Consider the following 21,708-nt stretch of genomic DNA (forward strand, 5'->3'; position numbering starts at 1 on the left):
ACTGGTGAGTTTGGTATTAATAACATACCCGCCAGTATAATTATTCCTAGCTCCATTTGCGAAAGGTCCTTCAGCATGCGCAGTACTTTCCTGCCCCTTGCGTTGCCTGCCAGCCTGGTCTTCCTCTTGGCCGCTTGCGGCCATGAAGAAGCGGCCCAGACCACCGTCCGCCCGGCCATGGTGGTGCAACCACAGCCGTCGGCGCAGGCGATGGACAGCTACCCGGGCGAGGTGCGCGCGCGTTACGAGCCGGACCTGGCTTTTCGCATCGGTGGCAAGGTCAGCAAGCGCCTGGTGGAAGAGGGTGAACGGGTCAAGGCCAACCAACCGCTGGCTGAACTTGACCCTCAGGACGTACGCCTGCAACTGGAAGCCACCCGCGCCCAAGTGGCCGCCGCCGAGGCCAACCTGAGCCTGGTGCGCGCCGAGCGCGACCGCTACAAGACCCTGATGGACCGTCAGATGGTCAGCCGCTCCCAGTACGACAATTCCGAAAACCTCTACCGATCCGGTGAAGCACGCCTCAAGCAGATCAAGGCCGAGTTCGACGTGTCCAGCAACCAGGCCGGCTATGCCGTGTTGCGGGCGCCCCAGGACGGTGTGGTCGCCAAGCGCGCGGTCGAAGTGGGCCAAGTGGTGTCCGCTGGCCAGACCGTATTCACCCTGGCCACCGATGGCGAACGCGAGGTGTCTATCAGCCTGCCCGAGCAAGGCTTCGGCCGTTTCAAGATCGGCCAGCCGGTGTCGGTGGAGCTGTGGAGCCAGCCGGACCAGCGTTTTGCCGGGCGCATCCGCGAGCTGTCGCCGGCCGCAGATCCCAAATCCCGCACCTTTGCCGCCCGTGTGGCCTTCACCGGTGGCAAAGTCCCCGCCGAGCTGGGCCAGAGTGCCCGCGTATTCATACAAGCCGACGGCGTGATTCCGTTGTCGGTGCCGTTGTCGGCCCTCAGCGCGGAGAACGGCGCGTCCTACGTGTGGCGCGTGCAACCGGACAACACGCTCAAACGCACCCCGGTGCGCATCGGTGCGTTTGGCGAGAAAACCGTGCCGGTGCTCGAAGGCTTGAGCCCCACCGATTGGGTGATCGCAGCCGGTGTGCATGTACTCCATGAGGGGCAGCAAGTGCGCCCGGTGGATCGCTCCAACCGAGTTGTGAATCTGGCGGCCAAGGAGTAGTCCCCGATGGGTTTCAATCTTTCCGAATGGGCGTTGCGTAATCGCCAGATCGTACTGTTCCTGATGATCCTGTTGGCCGTCGTCGGCACCTTGTCCTACACCAAACTGGGGCAAAGCGAAGATCCTCCCTTCACCTTCAAGGCCATGGTCATCAAAACCAATTGGCCGGGGGCGACGGCCCAGGAAGTCTCGCGCCAGGTCACCGAGCGAATTGAAAAGAAGCTGATGGAAACCGGCGAATACGAGCGCATCGTGTCCTTCTCGCGCCCGGGGGAATCACAGGTCACCTTCATGGCTCGCGACTCCATGCACTCGGCGCAGATTCCCGAGCTGTGGTACCAGGTGCGCAAGAAGATCAGCGACATCCGCCAAACCTTGCCGCCGGATATCCAGGGGCCGTTTTTCAACGATGAGTTCGGCACCACCTTCGGCAATATCTACGCCCTGACCGGTGACGGTTTCGACTACGCCGTGCTCAAGGACTACGCCGATCGCATCCAGATTCAACTGCAACGCGTGCCGGATGTGGGCAAGGTTGAGTTGCTGGGTCTACAAGACGAGAAGATCTGGATCGAACTGTCCAACCTCAAGCTGGCTACCCTGGGCCTGCCGTTGGCCGCAGTGCAGCAGGCCTTGCAGGAACAGAACGCGGTCTCCACCGCGGGCTTCTTTGAAACCCCGACCGAGCGTGTGCAACTGCGGGTGTCGGGTAACTTCAAAAGTGTGGAGGAAATCCGTAATTTCCCGATTCGCGTAGGCGACCGTACCTTTCGCATCGGCGATGTCGCCGACATCCACCGTGGTTTCAACGACCCGCCCGCGCCGCGCATGCGCTACATGGGCGCCGATGCGATCGGCCTGGCCGTGGCCATGCGTGACGGCGGCGACATCCTGGTACTGGGCAAGGCGCTGGAAGGCGAGTTCGCACGCCTGCAGAAGAACCTTCCGGCCGGCATGGAACTGCGCAAGGTGTCAGACCAGCCGGCGGCGGTGAAAACCAGTGTTGGTGAATTCGTCCAGGTGTTGGCCGAAGCCTTGGCCATTGTGTTGCTGGTGAGCTTCTTTTCCCTCGGCGTGCGCACTGGCATGGTGGTGGCCCTGGCGATTCCGTTGGTGTTGGCGATGACCTTCGCCACCATGTATTACCTCGGCATCGGCTTGCACAAGATTTCCCTCGGCGCGTTGGTGCTGGCGTTGGGCTTGTTGGTGGATGACGCGATCATCGCCGTGGAAATGATGGCGATCAAAATGGAGCAGGGGTTCGACCGGCTCAAGGCCGCCAGCTTTGCCTGGACCAGCACCGCGTTCCCGATGCTCACCGGCACCCTGATTACGGCGGCGGGTTTCCTGCCGATTGCCACTGCGCAATCGAGTACCGGCGAATACACCCGCTCGATTTTCCAGGTGGTGACCATCTCGCTGCTGGCCTCGTGGGTCGCGGCGGTGGTGTTTGTGCCGTACCTGGGGGAAAAACTCCTGCCAGACCTGGCGAAGATTCACGCGGCCAAGCATGGCACCGACGGCCCTGATCCCTACGGCACGCCGTTCTACCAGCGTGTAAGGCGCTTGGTGGAGTGGTGCGTGCGTCGGCGCAAAACCGTGATCGTCCTGACCCTGCTGCTGTTTATCGGCTCGGTGGCGCTGTTTCGTTTTGTGCCGCAACAGTTCTTCCCGGCTTCCGGTCGCCTGGAGTTGATGGTCGACTTGAAACTGGCCGAAGGCGCCTCCCTGAGCAACACCGCCGATCAGGTCAAGCGCCTGGAGGCACTGCTTAAGGAACACGCGGGCATCGATAACTATGTGGCCTATGTCGGCACGGGGTCACCGCGTTTCTACCTGCCCCTGGATCAGCAATTGCCTGCCGCCAGCTTCGCCCAGTTTGTCGTGTTGGCCAAAACCATCGAGGAGCGTGAAAGCCTGCGCACCTGGCTGATCGAGACCCTCAACGAACAATTCCCCGACCTGCGTTCGCGTGTCACCCGTTTGGAAAACGGCCCGCCTGTAGGCTACCCAGTGCAATTTCGCGTGACCGGTGAACACATCGAAGAAGTGCGTGCGCTGGCGCGCAAGGTGGCAGCCAAGGTTCGCGAAAACACCCACGTGGTCAACGTGCACCTGGACTGGGAGGAGCCGAGCAAGATCGTCTACCTGAATATCGATCAGGACCGCGCCCGTGCCCTCGGCGTGAGTACCGCCAACCTGTCGAAATTCCTGCAGAGTTCGTTGACCGGCTCCAGCGTCAGCCAATACCGGGAGGACAACGAGTTGATCGAGATCCTCCTGCGCGGCACCGTGCATGAGCGCACCGAGTTGTCGCTGCTGCCAAGCCTGGCGGTGCCGACCGACAACGGCAAAAGTGTTGCGCTGTCGCAGATCGCCACCCTCGAATACGGTTTTGAGGAAGGCATCATCTGGCACCGCAACCGCCTGCCAACGGTCACCATCCGCGCCGATATATATGGCAAGGAACAGCCGGCCACCCTGGTCCAGCAAATCCTGCCGACCCTGGAAGGTGTGCGCGCCGAATTGCCGGACGGCTACCTGCTGGAAGTAGGCGGCACGGTTGAAGACTCCGCCCGTGGGCAGAACTCCGTCAAAGCCGGTGTGCCGCTGTTTATCGTGGTGGTGCTGACGTTGCTGATGCTGCAACTGCGCAGTTTCTCACGTACCGCGATGGTGTTTCTGACCGCGCCATTGGGCTTGATCGGGGTGACCCTGTTCCTGCTGGTCTTCCGCCAGCCCTTTGGCTTCGTGGCCATGCTGGGCACCATCGCCCTGTCGGGGATGATCATGCGTAACTCGGTGATCCTCGTGGACCAGATCGAACAGGACATCAAGGCCGGCCTGGCCCCGTGGCAGGCGATCATCGAGGCCACTGTCCGACGTTTCCGGCCGATCGTTCTCACCGCCCTCGCGGCGGTGCTGGCGATGATCCCGCTGTCACGCAGTGTGTTCTTCGGCCCGATGGCCGTGGCGATCATGGGCGGCTTGATCGTGGCGACGGCGTTGACCCTATTGTTCTTGCCAGCCCTGTATGCTGCGTGGTTCCGAGTGAGGAAGGACGTCGCGTAATCATGCTGGCCACCGTTTCAGCCCTGCTGTTGTTGCTGCTTGCCCCCGGCCCGACCAATACCCTGTTGTTTCGCGCCGGGGTGTTGTTCGGGTATCGGGCGTCGTGGCGGCTGGTGCTTGTCGAATGCCTGGCGTACCTGCTCCAGGTCTCCGTGTGGGGCGTGGCGCTGCTGTACCTGGCAACCTACTCGCCGTGGGCGTTGAAGCTCACCCAGTTGGTCGCGGCCTGTTACTTGCTGTATGTCTCGTTCAAGTTATGGCAGCGAAAAAGTGGCGACAGCGATCCTGGAAGGGATCGTTTCAGCGGGCTGTACTTTTTCTGGCTGACAGTGATGAACCCCAAAGGCCTGCTGATTGTTTCGTTTATCGCACCGATAAACGCATTTGCCACGCTGCAAGGGTATGCGGGCTTCATGCTGACGCTCGCGTTGGTGGTGATACCGGTAGGGACGGCTTGGATCCTGTTGGGCAGTCGGTTCGAAGGTATTCAGAAGGCGTGGCTGACGCCGTTGAAGATCAACCGCGCGACGTCCGTGGCGATTTGCTGCTTTGCCACACTCATGATGGGCCGGCTGGCCGACTCGGTTTTTCACTGAAGCCGCTTTGTGCGGTTTTACATGCAGATGCAAACGGGCGTCAGGGCGTTCGGAACGTTTGCCCGTGGCACTCCACTCAGACTCGCCTGATGGACAGGCACAGGCCTGGACCTCGCCAGTGGCGAGCCGGCCTATTTCATTGAGTGTATGGAGTATCACATGACGATTTTCAAGGTGATTGCAGAAATCAAAGGCGCGTTTCTCGGGGCCTTGCTTGGGAACAACCTGCCACACAAGGGCTTTGAGCCTGCTAACCCACAGAGGCCTGGGTATGGGGGGCCTGGACATCATCACCGCCCACATCCAACCCAGCCAGGCTACGGTCACGGCCATCACTGCAAGCCTGGTCACGGCAAGCCCTACCCCGATGCCGGGCAGGCCTATCCCCACCGACCTTCGTACCCGCTGTTTTCGATTAATCGCTAAACGGATCGTCTGAAACAACTGCGCCCAGATCCGTGGTCAGCGATCTGGGCGCAGTGAAAGGGTAGGGCGCTTATAGCGCGCCAAACACCTTTTTCGCCAGGCTGGTGGCTGCCGCCGCCGGGTTCTTGCGAATGGTTTCTTCCTGTTGGGCAATCATCTTGAACAGGCCGTCCAGCGCTTGTTCGGTTACATAGTTCTCGACGTTGGCGCTCTTGGCATCCACTGCGCCAAAGGCCGCAGCCTTGCCGGCCAGGGCGTTGTATTGCTGGGCCACGCCGACCTTGTCGGTCGCTGCCTTGACGATGGGCAGGAACTTGGCGCGGATCTCTTCGCGGCTGCTCTTGTTCAGGTATTGGGTTGCCGAGTCCTGGCCTCCGGTGAGGATGCCCTTGGCGTCGGTCACGCTCATGTTTTTCACCGCATTGACCAGGATCGGCTGAGCCTGGGTCACGGCAGATTCAGCCGCCTTGTTCATGCTGGTTTCCAGTTGCGTGACCTGGTCACCCATGCCGAACATCTTCAGCTTGTCGGCCACTTTGCCCAACTTGCCTGGCAGGCCGATCTTCACTTCAGGGTTGTTGCTGAAACCACCGGGCACACCCAGTTGTTTCACGGCGATCTGCGCGCCTTGAGTCAGTGCGTCCTTGAGGCCGCCAGAGGCGTCGCCCTGGGACAGGCTGCCAAGGTCCAGGGCCATGGCGTTGGCACCGAGCAGCAGGCCGGCACACAGGGCAGTGAGGCGAAGGGAGTTACGGAGCATGGGCGCTTCCTTTTGATCGGGTTTACTGGAAAGTGTCAGTGCGCGACGGCGTCAACCCGCAGGCGCAGCGGTTGTGGGTCCTGGCCGTTGAGCTGCACAGCGTGCCGCTCGGTGGTGATAAACAGTAGCTTGCCATCCAGCTCGATGCGAGCGCTCACCGAGTAACTGTGGCCTGGCTTGACCTGGGCAGGGTCGTAGCTCAAGTGAAACGGCAGCGGCACCTGGCCTTTGACCGGGCCTTTCTGTTCGGCGAGGGTCACGGCCGGCGCGTCCATCAACGACACGTCTTGCAGGCTCACGCTCAGGGTGGCCGCGGGTGGCAGGGCGATGCGTTGCAGGTAGAACACTTCGCCGTCGAGGCTGGCTTTCGGCGCAGGGTTCATCGATTGGCAGGCTCCGAGCAGGGCCGTGAGGCCGAGGAGAATGATCTTTTTCATGGTACAGCTCCTTGTCAACGGCGTCGGAAACCGCCCGACGCCTTATTCAATCTAGCGGCTTTCTTCAGGTTTGGGCGCTTCGGGCTCCACCGGCGCTTCGGCAGCACCGTCGACGCGATGCAACGCCACTTGGCGAATCGACAGGCGAATCTCGGCGGGCAGCACGCGTTTGGCCGCGCCTTCGGCCAGTTCGCCGAGCAGGTCGTGGTAGCTCAGCTTGCCGGCTTCATCGCGGCGCAGTACATCTTGCTCCAGCAGGGTCTGGATGAAATGTCGGAAAAGGCTCTTGTCGAAGAATTCCGGCGCGTTCAGGCCATGCAGGATCGACAGGCGTTGGGCCATGATCGTGCACAGGTCTTCCAGCTCTTCGGCACTGATGCTGTTCTGGCCACTGTTGAGCAGCAACGAGATCGCCATGTAGAAGCGTTGCAGGGTCTGGGCAATGCTCTTGGACAGCAGGGTCAGCAACACAAAGTGCCGCGAACTGGGCGCCGGGCGCAGGTACACGTTGTTTTCGAAACGGAGCAGACCTTGCTCGACAAAGGCTTCCAGCCATTGGTCGATCACTGTGTCCAACTCGTCCAGCGACCAGCGGATGAACAGCTCCGATTGCAGGTACGGGTACAACGCGTGGGTGTAACGCAGAATCTGTTCGCGACTCATGCGCGAGCTGCTCTGGAAGAAGCTCGCCAGCAACGCCGGCAGGGCAAAGATGTGCAGCACGTTGTTGCGGTAGTAGGTCATCAGGACGGCGTTTTGTTCGTCCAGGTACAGGATCTTGCCCAGAGCATCACTTTGCTCCGACAGCAGGTCCATGTCCTTCACATGCTTGATCAGCGCCAGGCCATCGCCTTCGGGCAAGGTGGTATGGGGCGAATAGGGCACACGGCGCAGCAGGGCCAGGTACAGGTCAAGCTGGCGCGCCATGGCCTGTTCGTCCAGGGCCAGGCGGGTGGTGGACAGCAGCGCCAGCGCCACCAGGTTGACCGGGTTCACCGCCGCGGCTTCGTTCAAGTGGCGCGCCACCTGTTCGCCGAGGCGGTTGGTGGTTTCATTCAGCCAGGCCGGTTTGTAGTTCGGGCCCAGCTCCTGGGCGCGCCAGTCTGGCTGCTCGGCGTCGAGGAACTCTGCCAGCTTGATCGGTTCGCCGAAGTTGACCGCAACCTGGCCAAACCGCTGCTTGAGGGCGCCGACCACTTTGAAGATATCGAAGATCGATTCTTTCTTCTTGCTCGCGCCCCGCAGTTCGCCGAGATAGGTACGGCCTTCGAGCACGCGCTCATAGCCGATATACACCGGCACGAACACGATGGGCATGCGCGAGGAACGCAGGAAACTGCGCAGGGTAATCGCCAGCATGCCGGTCTTCGGTTGCAGCATGCGCCCGGTGCGCGAACGCCCGCCTTCGACGAAGTATTCCACCGGAAAGCCCTTGGTGAACAAGGTGTGCAGGTATTCGTTGAACACCGAGGTGTACAGCGGGTTGCCCTTGAAGGTGCGGCGCATGAAAAACGCACCGCCACGGCGCAGCAGGCTGCCGATGACGGGCATGTTCAGGTTGATCCCGGCGGCGATGTGCGGCGGGGTCAGGCCGTTCTTGAACAGCAAATAGGACAGCAACAGGTAGTCGATGTGACTGCGGTGGCAAGGCACGTAGATGACCTCGTAACCCTGGGCAACCTTTTGCACACCTTCGATGTTATTGACCTTGATGCCGTCGTAGATCTTGTTCCAGAACCAGCTCAGCACCACTTCCAGGAAGCGGATCGCGGTGTAGGTGTAGTCCGAGGCGATCTCGTTGCCGTAGCGCAGGGCCTGGGCCTTGGCCTTTTCCGGGCTGATTTTTTCTCGCTCGGCCTCGTCGGCAATGGCCTGGCGCACCAGTGGCATGTTGACCAAGCCTTTCACCAGGTTGCGACGGTGGGACAAATCGGGACCGATTACGGCGGTTTTCAGGTTACGAAAGTGCACGCGCAGGATGCGCTGGGCCATGCGCACGGTGCGTTCGTGGCCTTTATTGTGCTCGATCAATTCACGCAGGTTGATAGGCGCAGAGAATTGCACGCGGGTCTTGCGACCCAGAATCAGGATGCTCAACAAGCGGCGCAGACGCCCGGTGACCGCCCAACTGTCGGCAAACAGCAGCTTCCACGGGCTGGACTCGCTTTCGGGTGACTGGCCCCAGAACACGCTGACCGGAATGATTTGTGCATTCTCTTCGGCGTGTTCGGTCAGGGTGTTGACCAGCCGGGTCAGGGTGGGCGGTGCGCCGCGTTTGTCCTGGCGGCCGAGCCAGTCGGGCTCCGGCGTGAGGTAGAAGAACGCCGCCGGTTCCATCAACGGGCCGACTGACACCGGCAACACCGGGCGCGGCAGGGCGGCCTTGGTGCACTCGGCATCGACCACCGCCAGTTCGGTGAGGGAGGGCGATTGCAGGACGTAGAACACCGGCCGGCTGCGGTCCAGGTTAAGGGTTAGGGACGACTGGTTGATCGTCTCCGAGCGAACCCAGAGGTACAACAGTCGGCGCAAGGTGCCAAACACCAGACGGCGGAACGGGGAGCGGGTCATAGGCGTGCTGCTTCAAGTGGAAAAAACCGAGCAGATGCTCGGGCGGGTAGTGTGCCGTATTCGCCGAAAATCGGCAAAAAAGCGGCTAAATAAACTTGAGTTGAAGCTTTTTGAGCCTGTCATATACTCGGCAGTTCAATGCGACTGACTCAACAATAAAAAGCATGTGGGAGCAAAACAGATGGCAACGCGCGAAACCGGCAATGTGAAGTGGTTCAACGATGCAAAGGGCTATGGCTTTATTCAGCGCGAGGATGGCAAGGATGTGTTCGTGCACTACCGCGCCATTCGCGGTGAGGGCCACCGTTCCCTGGCTGAAGGCCAGCAGGTGGAGTACGCCGTGGTGACCGGCGAGAAGGGCTTGCAGGCTGAGGATGTGGTGGGGCTGTAAGGCTAACCAAATTCTACTGTGGTAACCCAATCAAACTGTAGGAGCCGGCTTGTGTGGGAGCTGGCTTGCCTGCGATAGCATCACGCTGGTCTGCCTGACAGACCGAGGTGCTTGCATCGCGGGCAAGCCCGGCTCCCACATTGATCGGCTTTGTGGTGTCAGGTCAGGCGGTTTTCCAGGTGATTTGCTCTTCACCGTCGGCGCTGATGCGAACCCAGGTGTCGGCGCTTTCTTCACCTTCTTCCTCGACCCAGGTCCCCGGCGCGCAACGCACTTCAACGTTCAGCGCAGCAAACGCGGCGCGGGCGCAGGCGATGTCGTCGTCCCACGGCGTCTGGTCGCTTTCCAGGTACAGGCTGTTCCATTTGCCTACCGCTTTCGGCAGCCAGGTGACGGGCACGCTGCCGGCCTTGCACTTGTAGGTCTGGCCCTTCTGGACCCAGTCGGAGCACGGACCCAGGGCGGCGCCCAGCCAGGCGGCGATGGCCTTGTGGTCGACGTCGGCGTCCTTCAGGTAAATCTCGATATCAGGTTGGCGCATGGATGTTCCTCGTTGCGGGATTCGAAAATCCATTCGCGGAAAAGTCGGTTATTGAAGCACGAAATAATCGTAGCGCATCGACACCGTGACCTTCAGTGGTTCGGCGGCCTCGATCACTTCGTTGCGGCGCTCGGCGCTGGCCCGCCAGCCGTGGGGCGTCATGGCCAGCAGGTTGGCGCGGTCTGCAGGCTCGGCCAGGCTCAGGGTGAACTCTAGCGTCTCGCTGTGAGCCAGGCTCATGCCCTCCGGGACCAGGGCCAGGTGCTTGTCGTCGGTGTACTCGCGCACTTCGTCGTACAAACGCTCGCGCAGTTCCATCAGGTGGCCACTGGTCGGGCCGACCTTCATCAAACCACCGCCAGGGCTGAGCAGGCGTTTGGCCTCTTCCCAATCCAACGGGCTGAACACGCTGGCCAGAAACTGGCAACTGCCTGACGCCAACGGCACGCGGGCCATGCTTGCAATCAACCAGGTCAGCGCCGGGTTGCGCTTGCAGGCCCGCTTGACCGCTTCCTTGGAGATGTCCAGCGCGTAGCCATCGGCCTGGGGCAGGGCGTCGGCGATCTGGGCGGTGTAGTAACCCTCGCCACAACCGATATCGACCCATCGCTGCGGTGCGCGCTCGGCGGCCAGTTCCGCCAGGCGTTGGGCCACCGGGGCGTAGTGCCCGGCGTTGAGGAAGTCGCGGCGCGCCTCCACCATCGCCAGGTTGTCACCCGGGTCGCGACTGTTCTTGTGCTGCACCGGCAACAGGTTCAGGTAGCCCTGGCGCGCGCGGTCGAAACGGTGCCCGGCCGGGCAGGCCACACCGTTGTCCACCGCGTTGAGCGGGGCGTTGCAAAGGGGGCAGGCGAGCATCAGGCGAGCAACTTGATCAGGGTCTGGTAGTAGATTTCGGTCAGCACATCGAGGTCGCTGGCCAGGATGCGTTCGTTGACCTGGTGGATCGTCGCGTTGACCGGGCCCAGCTCGACCACTTGGGTGCCGAGGGTGGCGATAAAACGCCCGTCGGAGGTGCCACCACTGGTGGACGCCTTGGTTTCACGGCCGGTGACCGCCTTGATGCTGGCCGAAACGGCGTCCAGCAGGGCACCGGGTTCGGTGAGGAACGGCAGGCCCGACAGCGCCCACTCCACGTGCCAGTCCAGGTTGTGCTTGTCGAGAATCGCCGCAACGCGTTGCTGCAGGCCTTCGACGGTGGACTCGGTGGAAAAACGGAAGTTGAACACCGCCGTCAGATCGCCCGGGATCACGTTGGTCGCGCCGGTGCCGGAATTGAGGTTGGAGATCTGAAAACTGGTTGGCGGGAAGAAGGCATTGCCGTCATCCCAGTGCTCGGCCGCCAGTTCAGCCAGGGCCGGTGCAGCCAGGTGGATCGGGTTCTTCGCCAGGTGCGGATAGGCCACGTGGCCCTGCACACCGCGTACGGTCAGGGTAGCGCCGAGGGAGCCGCGACGGCCGTTCTTGACCACATCGCCCACCAGTGTGGTGCTCGATGGCTCGCCGACGATGCACCAGTCCAGGCGCTCCTTGCGGGCTGCCAGGCGTTCGATCACGGCTTTGGTGCCATGGTGCGCCGGGCCTTCTTCATCGCTGGTGATCAGGAACGCGACCGAACCGCGGTGGTCCGGGTAGTCGGTGACGAAACGCTCCGACGCCACGAGCATGGCCGCCAGGCTGCCCTTCATGTCTGCCGCGCCACGCCCGCAGAGCATGCCGTTTTCATCGATCAGTGCGTCGAACGGGTCGTTCTGCCAGGCCTTGACCGGGCCGGTGGGCACCACGTCGGTGTGACCGGCAAAGCACAGCACCGGGCCTTCGTGCTTGCCGTGGGTGGCCCAGAAGTTGTCCACGTCTTCAATGCGCATCGGCTCGAGCGCAAAACCGGCGTCGCCCAGGCGCTGCATCATCAGCTTCTGGCAATCGGCATCGATCGGCGTGACCGAGGGGCGACGGATCAGGTCGATGGCAAGTTGAAGGGTCGGCGAAAGGTCGGAATGGGCCGTCATGGAAAGCTCCGGAAGCGTGTAATGGGCGCAGGACGAATGTGGGCTTGAAACAACGCAGATCCAATGTGGGAGCTGGCTTGCCTGCGATAGCATCGCCACGGTCTACCTGCCAAACCGCGGCGTCTGCATCGCAGGCAAGCCAGCTCCCACAGAGAGCAGCGCTCGGCTAAGACTCACAAAACGGCCGTTATCTTATAGCAAAACGGCGGCCAGAGGCCGCCGTTTAGTGCATTGCGCAAGTTTTTACACGGCCGGTTCAGGCGCCGGCGCCGCTGCAGGTTTGGGCAGCGACGAAAGGAACGCCATGATCAGCGCCGCCACGTACGGCAGCGACTGCACCAGCAGCATCACCACCCAGAAGCGGATGTCGTTGCTGGGCAGGCCCTGCACCAGGTAGATCCCCAGCGCCGCGCCCCACAGCAGCAGCATGATGAACATCTCTTCCCGGGCTTCGGAAATCGCGACCCAGAAGCCGTGGTTATCGGCGTTCTTGGGTGTACGGAAGAACGGAATGCTGCTGGTGAAGAAGCCGTACAGCACCGCCTTGGCGATGGTGTGGGACAACGCCAGGCCAGCGAGGGCCGCGCAGAACGCATCCTTGAGGTTCACGCCAACGGCGCGGCGGTACAGGAAGATGATCTTGCCCACCTTGAACACGAACAACGCCAAGGGCGGAATCGCGAAAATCAGCAGCGGCGGGTCGACCCGCGTTGGCACGATGATCATCGCCGCCGACCACAACAGGGCGCCCACGGTGAAGAAGATGTTCATGCCGTCCGCCACCCACGGCAGCCAGCCCGCGAGGAAGTGGTAGCGCTGGCCACGGGTCAGCTCGGTGTCCTTGCCGCGCAGCAGGCTGGCGGTGTGGCGCTTGATGATCTGGATCGCGCCATAGGCCCAGCGGAACCGCTGTTTCTTGAAGTCGATAAAGGTATCCGGCATCAGGCCTTTGCCGTAGCTGTCGTGGTAGTACGCCGCCGACAGGCCTTTCTCGAACACGCGCAGGCCCAGTTCGGCGTCTTCGCAGATACACCAGTCGGCCCAGCCCAGTTCCTCGAGCACCGAGCGACGGGTCATGGTCATGGTGCCGTGCTGGATGATCGCGTCCCGGTCGTTGCGGGTGACCATGCCGATATGGAAGAAACCCTTGTATTCGGCGTAGCAGAGCTTCTTGAAGGTACTTTCGTTCTGGTCGCGGTAGTCCTGCGGCGACTGCACCACGGCGATTTTCGGGTCGGCGAAGTGCGGCACCATGTGCTTGAGCCAGTTCGGCGACACGCAGTAGTCCGAGTCGATCACCGCGATCACTTCGGCATCCTTGGCGGTGTGCGGGATCAGGTAGTTCAGCGCGCCGCCCTTGAAACCGGTCAGGGGCGAGACGTGGAAGAACTTGAAGCGCGGGCCGAGGGTTTCGCAGTAATCACGCACGGGTTCCCAAACAGCCGGGTCCTTGGTGTTGTTGTCGATGATCAGGACTTCGTAGTCCGGGTAATCGAGTGCTGCCAGGGCGTCGAGGGTCTGTTTGACCATCTCCGGCGGCTCGTTGTAGCACGGCACGTGGATCGACACTTTCGGGCGGTAATCCGAATCCCCTTCAACCGGCAGGAATTCACGCCGGCGCTTGTGGGTCCACACCGCCTCAGCCAGTTCATGGGCTTCGGTCAACAGCACGATAAACACGCCGAGGGCGCCGAGTGCCAGCAAGATACCCACGGTCACGCTGAACCAGGTGCTGTATTGCTGGCTGTAGTCGTAGCCGATCCACACCAGCACCGAACCGCACAGGAACGCGATAAAGGTCAGGAAGGTACGGCCACGCTGGCGCAGGGCCGAGCCGTCGATCATCAGCAGGGTCAGCGACAGCAGTGCCAGTACCACCGAGCCGATGGCCAGTACGCGCCATTGCGGGATCGCAACCACCGGGCCTTCAAAGTTGAATTTCTGCTGGCGCGCGGCGTTGTACACACCCCAGTAGGCGCCGGCGGAGCCTTCGTCACTGACTTTCCACGGCTGGTCGAACGCCTCGATCACGAAGTAGTTGTAGCCCTGGCGGTTGAGCTTGTTCACCAGCGTGCGCAGGTATATGGCCTGGTCGGCAGGCGATGTCTCGTTACCACCGCGCATGCGGCCGTTGCTCGGCCAGCCCACTTCCGACAGCAGCAAGGGCTTTTTCGGGAACAGTTTTTTCAGGTCTCGGGCACGGTCGAGTACGTATTGGCCGGCCTTGTCCATCGGGATGTATTCCCAGAACGGCAGGATGTGCGCGGCGATCAGGTCGACGTGCTTGGCCAGTTGCGGGTTCTTTTCCCAGATGTGCCATTGCTCGGAGGTGGTCACCGGCACTTTCACGGCGGCGCGCACCCGGTCGAGCAGCACGATCAGCGCTTCGGGGGTGATCTCTTCGCGGAACAACGCTTCGTTGCCGACCACCACCCGCACCACGCTGCGCGAGCTGTTGGCGATTTCGATGGCGCGCTGGATCTCACGTTCGTTGCGTTCCAGGTCCGGGCTGATCCAGATCCCCAGGGTCACTCGCAGGCCGAATTCTTCCGCCAGCTTGGGGATGTCCCCCAGGGTGCCGTCAACCGAGTAGGTACGGATGTTGTCCGTCAGCTTGCTCATGATCGCCAGGTCCTGGCGCATCTGATCGTCGGTCGGGTATTGGTCTTTCTGTGGGAACTGGCCTTGTTGGAACGGCGAGTACGAAAACCCGGAGATCTGTTCAGGCCAGTTGGGGGTGGTGACCGGGCGGTTGATCAGCGCCCAGAAGCCGGTGAACAGCGCGGCGATTGCCAGCACGATCACCAGGTTGAGTCCAAATTTACGCGATGCCATGGCTATTTCGGGTTCCAAAGGGTGTGGAACGAAAAGAGGTGTCGGCCTGCGCCGAACGGCGCGCATCCTACACCGGCCCTTCCCTGACCGTACAGCAAGCAGAGAAAAACCGGACATTAGTCAGCGAAAGGCCATCTAAGTTCTTTACTTGTAGCTTGTCGCTTCGAACTTGTCGCTCTGTAGTCCATAATGCGCGCCGGTTTTTGGGGTAATGGTCATGAGTACAGAAGATCCACGGTTTGCAGGCGTCGCCCGCTTGTATGGCATTGAAGGCCTGGAACGCTTGAAAGCGGCCCATGTGGCGATCGTCGGCATCGGCGGCGTGGGTTCCTGGGCGGCGGAAGCCATGGCCCGTTGCGGGGTGGGCGAGATTTCGCTGTTTGACCTGGACGACGTCTGCGTCAGCAACAGCAACCGCCAGTTGCATGCCCTGGACAGCACCGTGGGCAAACCCAAGGTCGAGGTGATGGCTGAGCGCCTGCGCGGCATCAACCCGGATTGCACGGTGCACGCGGTCGCGGACTTCGTGACCCGCGACACCATGGCCGAATACGTCACGCCAGACATCGACTGCGTGATCGACTGCATCGACGCGGTCAACGCCAAGGCGGCGCTGATTGCCTGGTGCAAGCGCCGCAAGATCCAGATCATCACCACCGGGGGCGCCGGCGGGCAGATCGACCCGACGTTGATCCAGGTGTGTGACCTCAACCGTACCTTCAACGATCCGTTGGCTTCCAAAGTGCGCTCAACCCTGCGCCGCGACTACGGCTTCTCGCGCACCGTGACCCGCCATTACAGCGTGCCGTGTGTGTTTTCCACCGAGCAACTGCGCTATCCCAAGCCGGATGGCAGCATCTGCTTGCAGAAGAGTTTTGTCGGGGATGGGGTGAAGCTGGACTGCGCGGGTGGGTTTGGCGCGGTGATGATGGTGACGGCGACGTTTGGCATGGTCGCGGCGACCAAGGCGGTGGACAAGATCGTTGCCGGGGTGCGCCGGCCGTCGGAGCGAACCAAACCCGCTTAGATTTCGCTGCCCTGCACATATTCAAAATGTGGGAGCTGGCTTGCCTGCGATTGCAGTATGTCAGTCACTGAAAATGTTGACTGATCCACCGCTATCGCAGGCAAGCCAGCTCCCACATTTGTTTTTATGTATGGCCCAACGCTCGCATGCGCTGCAGGACCGCGTTAAGGCCATTGCTGCGGGACGGCGACAGTTGGCGGGAAAGCCCCAGCTGGTTGAACCAGTCCGGCAGATCAACAGCCTGCAACTCAGCGGCCGTCAACCCATTGACCCGCGCCAGCAACAGCGCCACCAACCCGCGAATCATCCGTGCATCGCTGGCGGCAGCAAACTGCCAACGGCCATCCTGCAAGTGCCCCACCAACCAGACCAGGCTTTCACAGCCCTGCACCAGGTTGGCGTCGACTTTATCCCCGTCGGCCAGGGCCGGCAGACGTTCGCCCCATTGCATCAGCATCCGCGCGCGCTGTTCCCAACTGCCGACAGCCTGGAAGGCTTCAAGCGCTGCCACTGCATCCACCGGCAAACTCATCGCAGCATATCCAGCGCTTGATCCAGCGCTTCAAAGAAACGCTCCAGATCGTCGGAGTCGTTGTACAGCGCCAGGGACACACGAATCGCCCCCGACAGCTGCATCGCCTTGAGCAACGGCATCGCACAATGATGACCGGCCCGCACGGCAATGCCTTGCTCAGTCAGCAGGTGGGCGAGATCAGCGTTGTGCACGCCCTCGACCACAAAACTGACCAAGGCCACCTGTGGCGCTCCGAGTACCTGCACGCCATTGCGCGCTTTGAGCCCGCGCAACAAATAGTCGTGCAAGGCGGCTTCGTGGGTGATCACTGCGTTTTGGTCCAGCGAACCCAGGTAGTCCAGGCTGGCCCCCAGGCCGATTACGCTGGCGATCGGCGGCGTGCCGGCTTCGAAACCCAGGGGCGCCGGGCGAAAGCTGGCGCTGTGGTAGTCGGCCTGTTGCACCATCTCGCCCCCGAACTGCCAGTGGCGCAGGTGATGCAGGGCTTCGTTGCGACCAAACAGCACGCCGACGCCGTCCGGCCCGTAGAGTTTGTGGCTGGAGAAGACATAGAAGTCGCACCCCAGGGCCTGTACGTCGTGACGGCCATGGACGATGCCCTGGGCACCGTCGACGACGGTCAGTGCGCCATGTGGCTGGGCCAGTGCCAGCAAGGCGTCGAGTGGCTGCCAGGCGCCGAGCACGTTGGACAACTGGCTCACCGCCAGCAGGCGCGTGCGCGGGCCGATCAGTTCGGCGGCGGCGGCAAGGTCAATCACGCCGTCGTCACCCAGGGGCAATACCACCAGGTTCAGCGCGCGGCGTTTGGCCAGTTGCTGCCAGGGCAGCAGGTTGGCGTGGTGTTCCAGGGCGCTGATGACAATCTCATCGCCCGCATTGAATAAGTGCTCAAGGCCATAGGCCAAGAGGTTCAGCGACGACGTCGCGCCGTGGGTGAACACGATTTGCCCGCTGTCACCTGCATTCAACCACTGCGCGACCTTGCTGCGGCTGTCTTCAAACGCCTGAGTCGCGTGAGCCCCTGGCAAATGCTGGGCACGGTGCACATTGGCTGCGCCATTGGCGTAGTAATGGCTGATGGCATCCAACAGGGCTTGGGGTTTTTGTGTGGTGGCGGCGTTGTCCAGGTAGGTCTGGTCTTGCCGTTGCAGGGTGGCGATGGCCGGAAAGTCGGCGCGCCAGGGAGAGGGCACAAGCATGGTGATAAAGACTCGTATAAGCGAGCCCCGGGGTAGGGGCCCGCTAGTGGCATCGAGTGGCTGCTTAGTTGTGAGCGTGCAGCGCTTCGTTCAGTTCGATGGCCGATTTGTGGGTTTTGCACTCCACGGCACCGGTCTCGGAGTTGCGGCGGAACAGCAGGTCCGGCTGGCCGGCCAGTTCGCGTGCCTTGACCACCTTGACCAGTTGGTTCTGCTCGTCCAGCAGCGCAACCTTGGTGCCAGCGGTGACGTACAGGCCCGATTCCACGGTGTTGCGGTCGCCCAACGGGATACCGATACCGGCGTTGGCGCCGATCAGACAGCCTTCGCCCACCTTGATCACGATGTTGCCGCCACCCGACAGGGTGCCCATGGTGGAGCAACCGCCGCCCAGATCCGAGCCCTTGCCGACGAACACGCCAGCCGATACACGGCCTTCGATCATGCCCGGGCCTTCAGTGCCGGCGTTGAAGTTGACGAAACCTTCGTGCATCACGGTGGTGCCTTCGCCCACGTAGGCGCCCAGGCGCAGACGCGCTGCGTCAGCGATACGCACGCCGGCCGGAACCACGTAGTCGGTCATTTTCGGGAACTTGTCCACCGAGAACACTTCCAGCAGCTCGCCACGCAGGCGCGCTTCCAGTTGGCGTTCGGCCAGTTCGCTGATGTCGATGGCGCCCTGGCTGGTCCAGGCCACATTCGGCAGTTGCGGGAACACACCGGCCAGGCTCAGGCCGTGGGGCTTGACCAGGCGATGGGACAGCAGGTGCAGCTTGAGGTAGGCCTCCGGCGTGGAGGTCAGTGCGGCGTCTTCGGCCAGCAGGGTGGCGACCAGTGGCGTGTGGCTTTCAGCCAGGCGATTGAGCAGCGCGGATTGGGTCGCATCGACATTCTTGAGCGCATCAGCCAGTTGCAGTGCTTGGCTGATGGTGAAGGTGATCGCCTGGTTGCCTTGGGTGTAACCGAGGATCGGTGCAATGGCGGCGATGATCTCGGCCGATGGGTTGAGCAGCGGTTGTGCGTAAAACACTTCCAGCCAAGCACCTTGGCGGTTCTGAGTGCCGACGCCGAAGCCCAGGCTGAACAGGGAATTGGACATGCTGTTACCTCTACAAAATGGAAAGGGCTGGCCTACTTGAGGGCCGCCGAATAACTATCTGGCTTGAAGCCAATCAGGGTTCTGTCACCGAGATCAAGCACCGGGCGCTTGATCATCGAAGGTTGCGCGAGCATCAATTCAATGGCTTTCGACTGATCGAGATCGGCTTTGCGTTCGTCTTCGAGTTTGCGAAAGGTGGTGCCCGCACGGTTCAAAACCACCTGCCAACCGTGCTCGTTGCACCATTGGGTCAAGTGTTCGCGGTCGATACCGGCTGTTTTGTAGTCGTGGAACTCATAGCTCACAGCGTGCTCATCGAGCCAGGTGCGGGCCTTTTTCATGGTGTCGCAGGCTTTGATGCCGAAAAGGTGCAACGTTTTGCTTGAAGCGGTCAAGGAATTGCCCCCTTTGAGCGTGTGAAAACGGAAGGTCACGGATTATGCCACGACCAGCGGGTTTGGGTGCCGCTCGTCATGCCGGCGTGCGACTTATGTGCAAATGTCAGGCTGCAGCCAGGTGGGTAACATAGCTGGGTTATATGGCACTTCAACGGCGAGTTGTTGCCGTATGTGTGTCGTTGCACGTCGATTGTCCGGGAAAACCGCGTTATGCAAACCGCCTACACCGTTCTTATCCTGCTGATGCTGGTCAGCGTTTCGCGTCTGGTCGGGCGTGTGATTCCTCTGCCGTTACCCCTGGTGCAAATTGCCGCCGGTGCCTTGCTGGCGTGGCCCACGCTAGGGTTGCACGTAGCGCTGGACCCGGAACTGTTCCTGTTTCTGTTCCTGCCTCCGTTGTTGTTCTCCGATGGCTGGCGCATGCCCAAGCGCGAGCTGTGGCGGCTGCGCGGGCCGATCCTGACGCTGGCAGTGGGGCTGGTGCTGTTCACGGTGGTCGGTGCCGGTTACTTCATTCACTGGATATTGCCTACGATCCCGCTGCCGGTGGCCTTCGCCCTGGCGGCGGTTTTGTCGCCGACGGATGCTGTGGCCGTGTCCGCCATTTCCCAGAACCGTTTGCCTACTCCGCTGATGCACATGTTGCAGGGCGAGGCATTGATGAATGATGCGTCGGGCCTGGTGACCTTCAAGTTCGCCCTGGCGGCGGCGTTGACCGGGGTGTTTTCCCTGGCCGATGCCAGCCTCACGTTTGTCTTGGTGGCCGTCGGTGGCCTGGCCGTGGGGGTTGCGCTGAGCTGGCTGGTGGGCCGTTTGCGTGCGTGGATGATTGCCCGGGGTTGGGATGACCCGGCGACCCACGTGGTGTTCATGTTGCTGCTGCCGTTTGCCGCTTATGTGTTGGCTGAGCGTTTGGGCGCGTCGGGGATTTTGTCGGCGGTAGCAGCGGGCATGATGCAAAGCTGGCTCGACCTGCTGCCGCGCCAGACGAGCACGCGTTTGCTCAACCGCAGCGTCTGGTCGTTGTTGGAGTTTGCTTTCAACGGCTTGATCTTCCTGCTGCTGGGCCTGCAGTTGCCGGACATTATCAAGGCGGTGGTCAGCCATGAGCCGACACTGTGGCCAACTCTGTTTTATCGCTGCCTGGATGTGGTCGCGATCTTCCTGGTGCTGGTGGTGCTGCGTTTTATCTGGGTGCAGAGCATCTGGCGGCTGTCGGGTTTACTGCGCAGGTTGCGTGGGAAAAGTGAATTGACGCTGGTACCGACCGCCTGTTCCTGCTGGCTGTTGACGGTCGGCGGCGTGCGCGGTGCGGTGACGTTGGCGGGTGTGATGTCGGTGCCGTTGTTGCTGGCGCCTGGACAGGTTTTTCCTGAACGTGACTTGCTGATTTTCATCGCGGCCGGGGTGATTCTGTTGTCGCTGATTGCCGCCTGTATCGCTTTGCCATTGTTGCTGCGAGGCATTGAGAAGAGCCCGGACGAAAAACGCCACAAGGAAGTGCGCGAAGCCTGGAAGAAGACTGCCGTCGCGGCAATCCATGCGCTTGAGGCAGAAGAGCCCGCAGACGCCGAAACTCAGGACGCCGCCCAAGCCGCGCTTGCCACTGAGCTCAAGGCACGGCTGATGTCGGAATATCGTCATCAATTGGACGTGTTCAACGACTCCGCCGAAGCCCAGGCGCTGGCACAGCAGATGGACCTGTTGGAGCGAAAATTGCGGCTCAAGGCCCTGCGGGCGCAGCGGTTGGAGTTGTACAGTCTGAGTCGTCATCACCAGATTGGTGATGACGTGCTACGTGAGGTGCTGGCGGATCTGGATATGAGTGAGGCGAACCTGGGCAAGATCAGGTGACTGGCGACTCAGTTGGCTGTTCTTTGGGGTAGGCTTTTTTCGCCCAGGCAATATCGCCGTCACTCAACGACCAGGTTTCGGACTGGCCCCAGCTCCCATCCGTAACGTCCGGCTTGATTTCATAGTGCATGATAGAGTCTCCGTCATAGGGAAGCAGGTCGTATTTCGGCCGTTTGGGCAAGGGGAGGACATTGTTGTCTACTTCAGACTTACCCATGTTGTGGGTTTTCTTGTAGTACTCGTAGGTCTTATCTCTGTTCCACGGAATGTTCGAGTCTGGATGTTGGTGGGCGTGATGAGCCCCCAGCATATGTCCAAACTCATGCATGACAACGTATGGGAACCTGGGGTGCTTGTGGTCTGTCGGTAGTGTCATGGACGGGATCGCCTGGCCCATGCGATTCGACGTTTTGCCGATGACTGAGTGGCCGGCGCTGTTTCTGACGGCTTCAATTCGAACATCGCCTTTGTTGCCTGCCACGAATTCGAATTTGAGATTGATATGGGGCAACCACTCGCTCGCGGCTGCTTTGACCGCCTTCGCATATTCACTGTCCGGGGCGTGTTCGAATAGGGCGATTTTGATCGTGCTGTTCTGCGGCCAGTACTTGCGAGGCTCACCAATGTTGCGCCGATGCCTTGAAAGAGCGGGCGCGTCGGTGGTGGGGTCAGCGCTTTGAGTGGTGGCTGGTGAGTAGCGAGTAGCTGGATGAGCGGCTGCACTGATCATGGTTGTTCCTGTGGTCAGGTAGGACGAAGGTATTGGTTTATTCGTCCAGACC

The 21,708-nt window shown here is 61.3% G+C and carries 19 protein-coding genes; 7 read left to right on the forward strand and 12 right to left on the reverse strand.

Features of this window, described 5'->3' with window-relative positions:
• The first annotated feature begins 75 nt into the window (after positions 1 to 75).
• The 4 genes from AC07OV_RS05185 (at position 76) to AC07OV_RS05200 (ending at position 5,270) form a co-directional block, all read left to right on the forward strand.
• Complete coding sequence (locus AC07OV_RS05185; RefSeq protein ID WP_494998211.1) at positions 76 to 1,176, forward strand: efflux RND transporter periplasmic adaptor subunit; 1,101 nt, start codon at positions 76 to 78, stop codon at positions 1,174 to 1,176.
• Between the two features lie 6 nt (positions 1,177 to 1,182).
• Positions 1,183 to 4,248 carry an efflux RND transporter permease subunit gene (locus AC07OV_RS05190; protein ID WP_495091721.1) on the forward strand — a complete coding sequence of 1,022 codons (3,066 nt, stop codon included), beginning with the start codon at positions 1,183 to 1,185 and terminating at the stop codon, positions 4,246 to 4,248.
• A gap of 2 nt (positions 4,249 to 4,250) precedes the next feature.
• Positions 4,251 to 4,844, forward strand: coding sequence for a LysE family translocator (locus AC07OV_RS05195; protein WP_494998209.1), 594 nt, complete (start codon positions 4,251 to 4,253; stop codon positions 4,842 to 4,844).
• Between the two features lie 159 nt (positions 4,845 to 5,003).
• Positions 5,004 to 5,270: a hypothetical protein gene (locus AC07OV_RS05200; RefSeq protein WP_495091722.1), complete on the forward strand. Its 267-nt coding sequence runs from the start codon at positions 5,004 to 5,006 to the stop codon at positions 5,268 to 5,270.
• Between the two features lie 70 nt (positions 5,271 to 5,340).
• On the opposite strand, the gene AC07OV_RS05205 is transcribed toward AC07OV_RS05200, so the two are convergent.
• From AC07OV_RS05205 to plsB, 3 genes are read right to left on the reverse strand one after another with little or no spacing between them, the layout of a single operon-like run.
• A complete protein-coding gene (locus tag AC07OV_RS05205; protein ID WP_176999385.1) occupies positions 5,341 to 6,030 on the reverse strand; it encodes a DUF4197 domain-containing protein in 690 nt (229 codons plus the stop codon).
• Between the two features lie 35 nt (positions 6,031 to 6,065).
• Positions 6,066 to 6,467 (reverse strand): YbaY family lipoprotein, encoded by a 402-nt coding sequence (locus tag AC07OV_RS05210; protein ID WP_494998207.1) that lies wholly within the window; start codon positions 6,465 to 6,467, stop codon positions 6,066 to 6,068.
• A 51-nt stretch (positions 6,468 to 6,518) separates the two neighbouring features.
• Positions 6,519 to 9,038 (reverse strand): glycerol-3-phosphate 1-O-acyltransferase PlsB, encoded by a 2,520-nt coding sequence (gene plsB / locus AC07OV_RS05215; protein ID WP_495091723.1) that lies wholly within the window; start codon positions 9,036 to 9,038, stop codon positions 6,519 to 6,521.
• Positions 9,039 to 9,219: 181 nt separating this feature from the next.
• Here plsB and AC07OV_RS05220 point away from each other — a divergent pair, with 181 nt between their 5' ends.
• Positions 9,220 to 9,429 (forward strand): cold-shock protein, encoded by a 210-nt coding sequence (locus AC07OV_RS05220; RefSeq protein WP_003219353.1) that lies wholly within the window; start codon positions 9,220 to 9,222, stop codon positions 9,427 to 9,429.
• 163 nt (positions 9,430 to 9,592) lie between these two features.
• Here AC07OV_RS05220 and AC07OV_RS05225 read toward each other — a convergent pair whose 3' ends face one another.
• The 4 genes from AC07OV_RS05225 to AC07OV_RS05240 all read right to left on the reverse strand — a co-directional run bounded on the left by AC07OV_RS05225 (position 9,593) and on the right by AC07OV_RS05240 (position 14,814).
• A complete protein-coding gene (locus AC07OV_RS05225) occupies positions 9,593 to 9,970 on the reverse strand; it encodes a hypothetical protein (protein WP_176999388.1) in 378 nt (125 codons plus the stop codon).
• Positions 9,971 to 10,018: 48 nt separating this feature from the next.
• Positions 10,019 to 10,828, reverse strand: coding sequence for a putative RNA methyltransferase (locus tag AC07OV_RS05230; RefSeq protein WP_495091724.1), 810 nt, complete (start codon positions 10,826 to 10,828; stop codon positions 10,019 to 10,021).
• Entirely contained in the window at positions 10,828 to 11,979 is a 1,152-nt protein-coding gene (dapE, locus tag AC07OV_RS05235; protein ID WP_495091725.1) for a succinyl-diaminopimelate desuccinylase, read from the reverse strand. Before dapE ends, AC07OV_RS05230 begins: the two co-directional genes overlap by 1 nt.
• A gap of 243 nt (positions 11,980 to 12,222) precedes the next feature.
• Entirely contained in the window at positions 12,223 to 14,814 is a 2,592-nt protein-coding gene (locus tag AC07OV_RS05240; RefSeq protein ID WP_495091726.1) for a glycosyltransferase, read from the reverse strand.
• A gap of 217 nt (positions 14,815 to 15,031) precedes the next feature.
• Here AC07OV_RS05240 and tcdA point away from each other — a divergent pair, with 217 nt between their 5' ends.
• Positions 15,032 to 15,841 carry a tRNA cyclic N6-threonylcarbamoyladenosine(37) synthase TcdA gene (tcdA, locus tag AC07OV_RS05245; protein ID WP_495091727.1) on the forward strand — a complete coding sequence of 270 codons (810 nt, stop codon included), beginning with the start codon at positions 15,032 to 15,034 and terminating at the stop codon, positions 15,839 to 15,841.
• A gap of 124 nt (positions 15,842 to 15,965) precedes the next feature.
• On the opposite strand, the gene AC07OV_RS05250 is transcribed toward tcdA, so the two are convergent.
• The 4 genes from AC07OV_RS05250 to AC07OV_RS05265 all read right to left on the reverse strand — a co-directional run bounded on the left by AC07OV_RS05250 (position 15,966) and on the right by AC07OV_RS05265 (position 19,015).
• Positions 15,966 to 16,373, reverse strand: coding sequence for a SufE family protein (locus AC07OV_RS05250; protein ID WP_494998202.1), 408 nt, complete (start codon positions 16,371 to 16,373; stop codon positions 15,966 to 15,968).
• Entirely contained in the window at positions 16,370 to 17,575 is a 1,206-nt protein-coding gene (locus AC07OV_RS05255) for an aminotransferase class V-fold PLP-dependent enzyme (protein WP_495091728.1), read from the reverse strand. Before AC07OV_RS05255 ends, AC07OV_RS05250 begins: the two co-directional genes overlap by 4 nt.
• A gap of 64 nt (positions 17,576 to 17,639) precedes the next feature.
• Positions 17,640 to 18,674, reverse strand: a complete 1,035-nt coding sequence (dapD, locus tag AC07OV_RS05260) for a 2,3,4,5-tetrahydropyridine-2,6-dicarboxylate N-succinyltransferase (RefSeq protein ID WP_495091729.1) — start codon at positions 18,672 to 18,674, stop codon at positions 17,640 to 17,642.
• Positions 18,675 to 18,706: 32 nt separating this feature from the next.
• Positions 18,707 to 19,015, reverse strand: a complete 309-nt coding sequence (locus AC07OV_RS05265; protein WP_231982825.1) for an arsenate reductase — start codon at positions 19,013 to 19,015, stop codon at positions 18,707 to 18,709.
• Positions 19,016 to 19,282: 267 nt separating this feature from the next.
• Here AC07OV_RS05265 and AC07OV_RS05270 point away from each other — a divergent pair, with 267 nt between their 5' ends.
• Positions 19,283 to 20,926: a Na+/H+ antiporter gene (locus AC07OV_RS05270; protein ID WP_495091730.1), complete on the forward strand. Its 1,644-nt coding sequence runs from the start codon at positions 19,283 to 19,285 to the stop codon at positions 20,924 to 20,926.
• Here AC07OV_RS05270 and AC07OV_RS05275 read toward each other — a convergent pair.
• Positions 20,919 to 21,656 (reverse strand): M12 family metallopeptidase, encoded by a 738-nt coding sequence (locus AC07OV_RS05275; RefSeq protein ID WP_495091731.1) that lies wholly within the window; start codon positions 21,654 to 21,656, stop codon positions 20,919 to 20,921. The genes AC07OV_RS05270 and AC07OV_RS05275 overlap by 8 nt on opposite strands.
• Between the last annotated feature and the right edge of the window lie 52 nt (positions 21,657 to 21,708).

This window comes from Pseudomonas sp. GW821-FHT09A09 (genome assembly GCF_059418405.1).

Bases quoted from the DNA above. Each gene is read 5' to 3' on its own strand.
- AC07OV_RS05185 (WP_494998211.1), top strand. From the start codon at position 76: ATGCGCAGTACTTTCCTGCCCCTTGCGTTGCCTGCCAGCCTGGTCTTC.
- AC07OV_RS05190 (WP_495091721.1), top strand. From the start codon at position 1,183: ATGGGTTTCAATCTTTCCGAATGGGCGTTGCGTAATCGCCAGATCGTA.
- AC07OV_RS05195 (WP_494998209.1), top strand. From the start codon at position 4,251: ATGCTGGCCACCGTTTCAGCCCTGCTGTTGTTGCTGCTTGCCCCCGGC.
- AC07OV_RS05200 (WP_495091722.1), top strand. From the start codon at position 5,004: ATGACGATTTTCAAGGTGATTGCAGAAATCAAAGGCGCGTTTCTCGGG.
- AC07OV_RS05205 (WP_176999385.1), bottom strand. From the start codon at position 6,030: ATGCTCCGTAACTCCCTTCGCCTCACTGCCCTGTGTGCCGGCCTGCTG.
- AC07OV_RS05210 (WP_494998207.1), bottom strand. From the start codon at position 6,467: ATGAAAAAGATCATTCTCCTCGGCCTCACGGCCCTGCTCGGAGCCTGC.
- plsB (WP_495091723.1), bottom strand. From the start codon at position 9,038: ATGACCCGCTCCCCGTTCCGCCGTCTGGTGTTTGGCACCTTGCGCCGA.
- AC07OV_RS05220 (WP_003219353.1), top strand. From the start codon at position 9,220: ATGGCAACGCGCGAAACCGGCAATGTGAAGTGGTTCAACGATGCAAAG.
- AC07OV_RS05225 (WP_176999388.1), bottom strand. From the start codon at position 9,970: ATGCGCCAACCTGATATCGAGATTTACCTGAAGGACGCCGACGTCGAC.
- AC07OV_RS05230 (WP_495091724.1), bottom strand. From the start codon at position 10,828: ATGCTCGCCTGCCCCCTTTGCAACGCCCCGCTCAACGCGGTGGACAAC.
- dapE (WP_495091725.1), bottom strand. From the start codon at position 11,979: ATGACGGCCCATTCCGACCTTTCGCCGACCCTTCAACTTGCCATCGAC.
- AC07OV_RS05240 (WP_495091726.1), bottom strand. From the start codon at position 14,814: ATGGCATCGCGTAAATTTGGACTCAACCTGGTGATCGTGCTGGCAATC.
- tcdA (WP_495091727.1), top strand. From the start codon at position 15,032: ATGAGTACAGAAGATCCACGGTTTGCAGGCGTCGCCCGCTTGTATGGC.
- AC07OV_RS05250 (WP_494998202.1), bottom strand. From the start codon at position 16,373: ATGAGTTTGCCGGTGGATGCAGTGGCAGCGCTTGAAGCCTTCCAGGCT.
- AC07OV_RS05255 (WP_495091728.1), bottom strand. From the start codon at position 17,575: ATGCTTGTGCCCTCTCCCTGGCGCGCCGACTTTCCGGCCATCGCCACC.
- dapD (WP_495091729.1), bottom strand. From the start codon at position 18,674: ATGTCCAATTCCCTGTTCAGCCTGGGCTTCGGCGTCGGCACTCAGAAC.
- AC07OV_RS05265 (WP_231982825.1), bottom strand. From the start codon at position 19,015: ATGAAAAAGGCCCGCACCTGGCTCGATGAGCACGCTGTGAGCTATGAG.
- AC07OV_RS05270 (WP_495091730.1), top strand. From the start codon at position 19,283: ATGCAAACCGCCTACACCGTTCTTATCCTGCTGATGCTGGTCAGCGTT.
- AC07OV_RS05275 (WP_495091731.1), bottom strand. From the start codon at position 21,656: ATGATCAGTGCAGCCGCTCATCCAGCTACTCGCTACTCACCAGCCACC.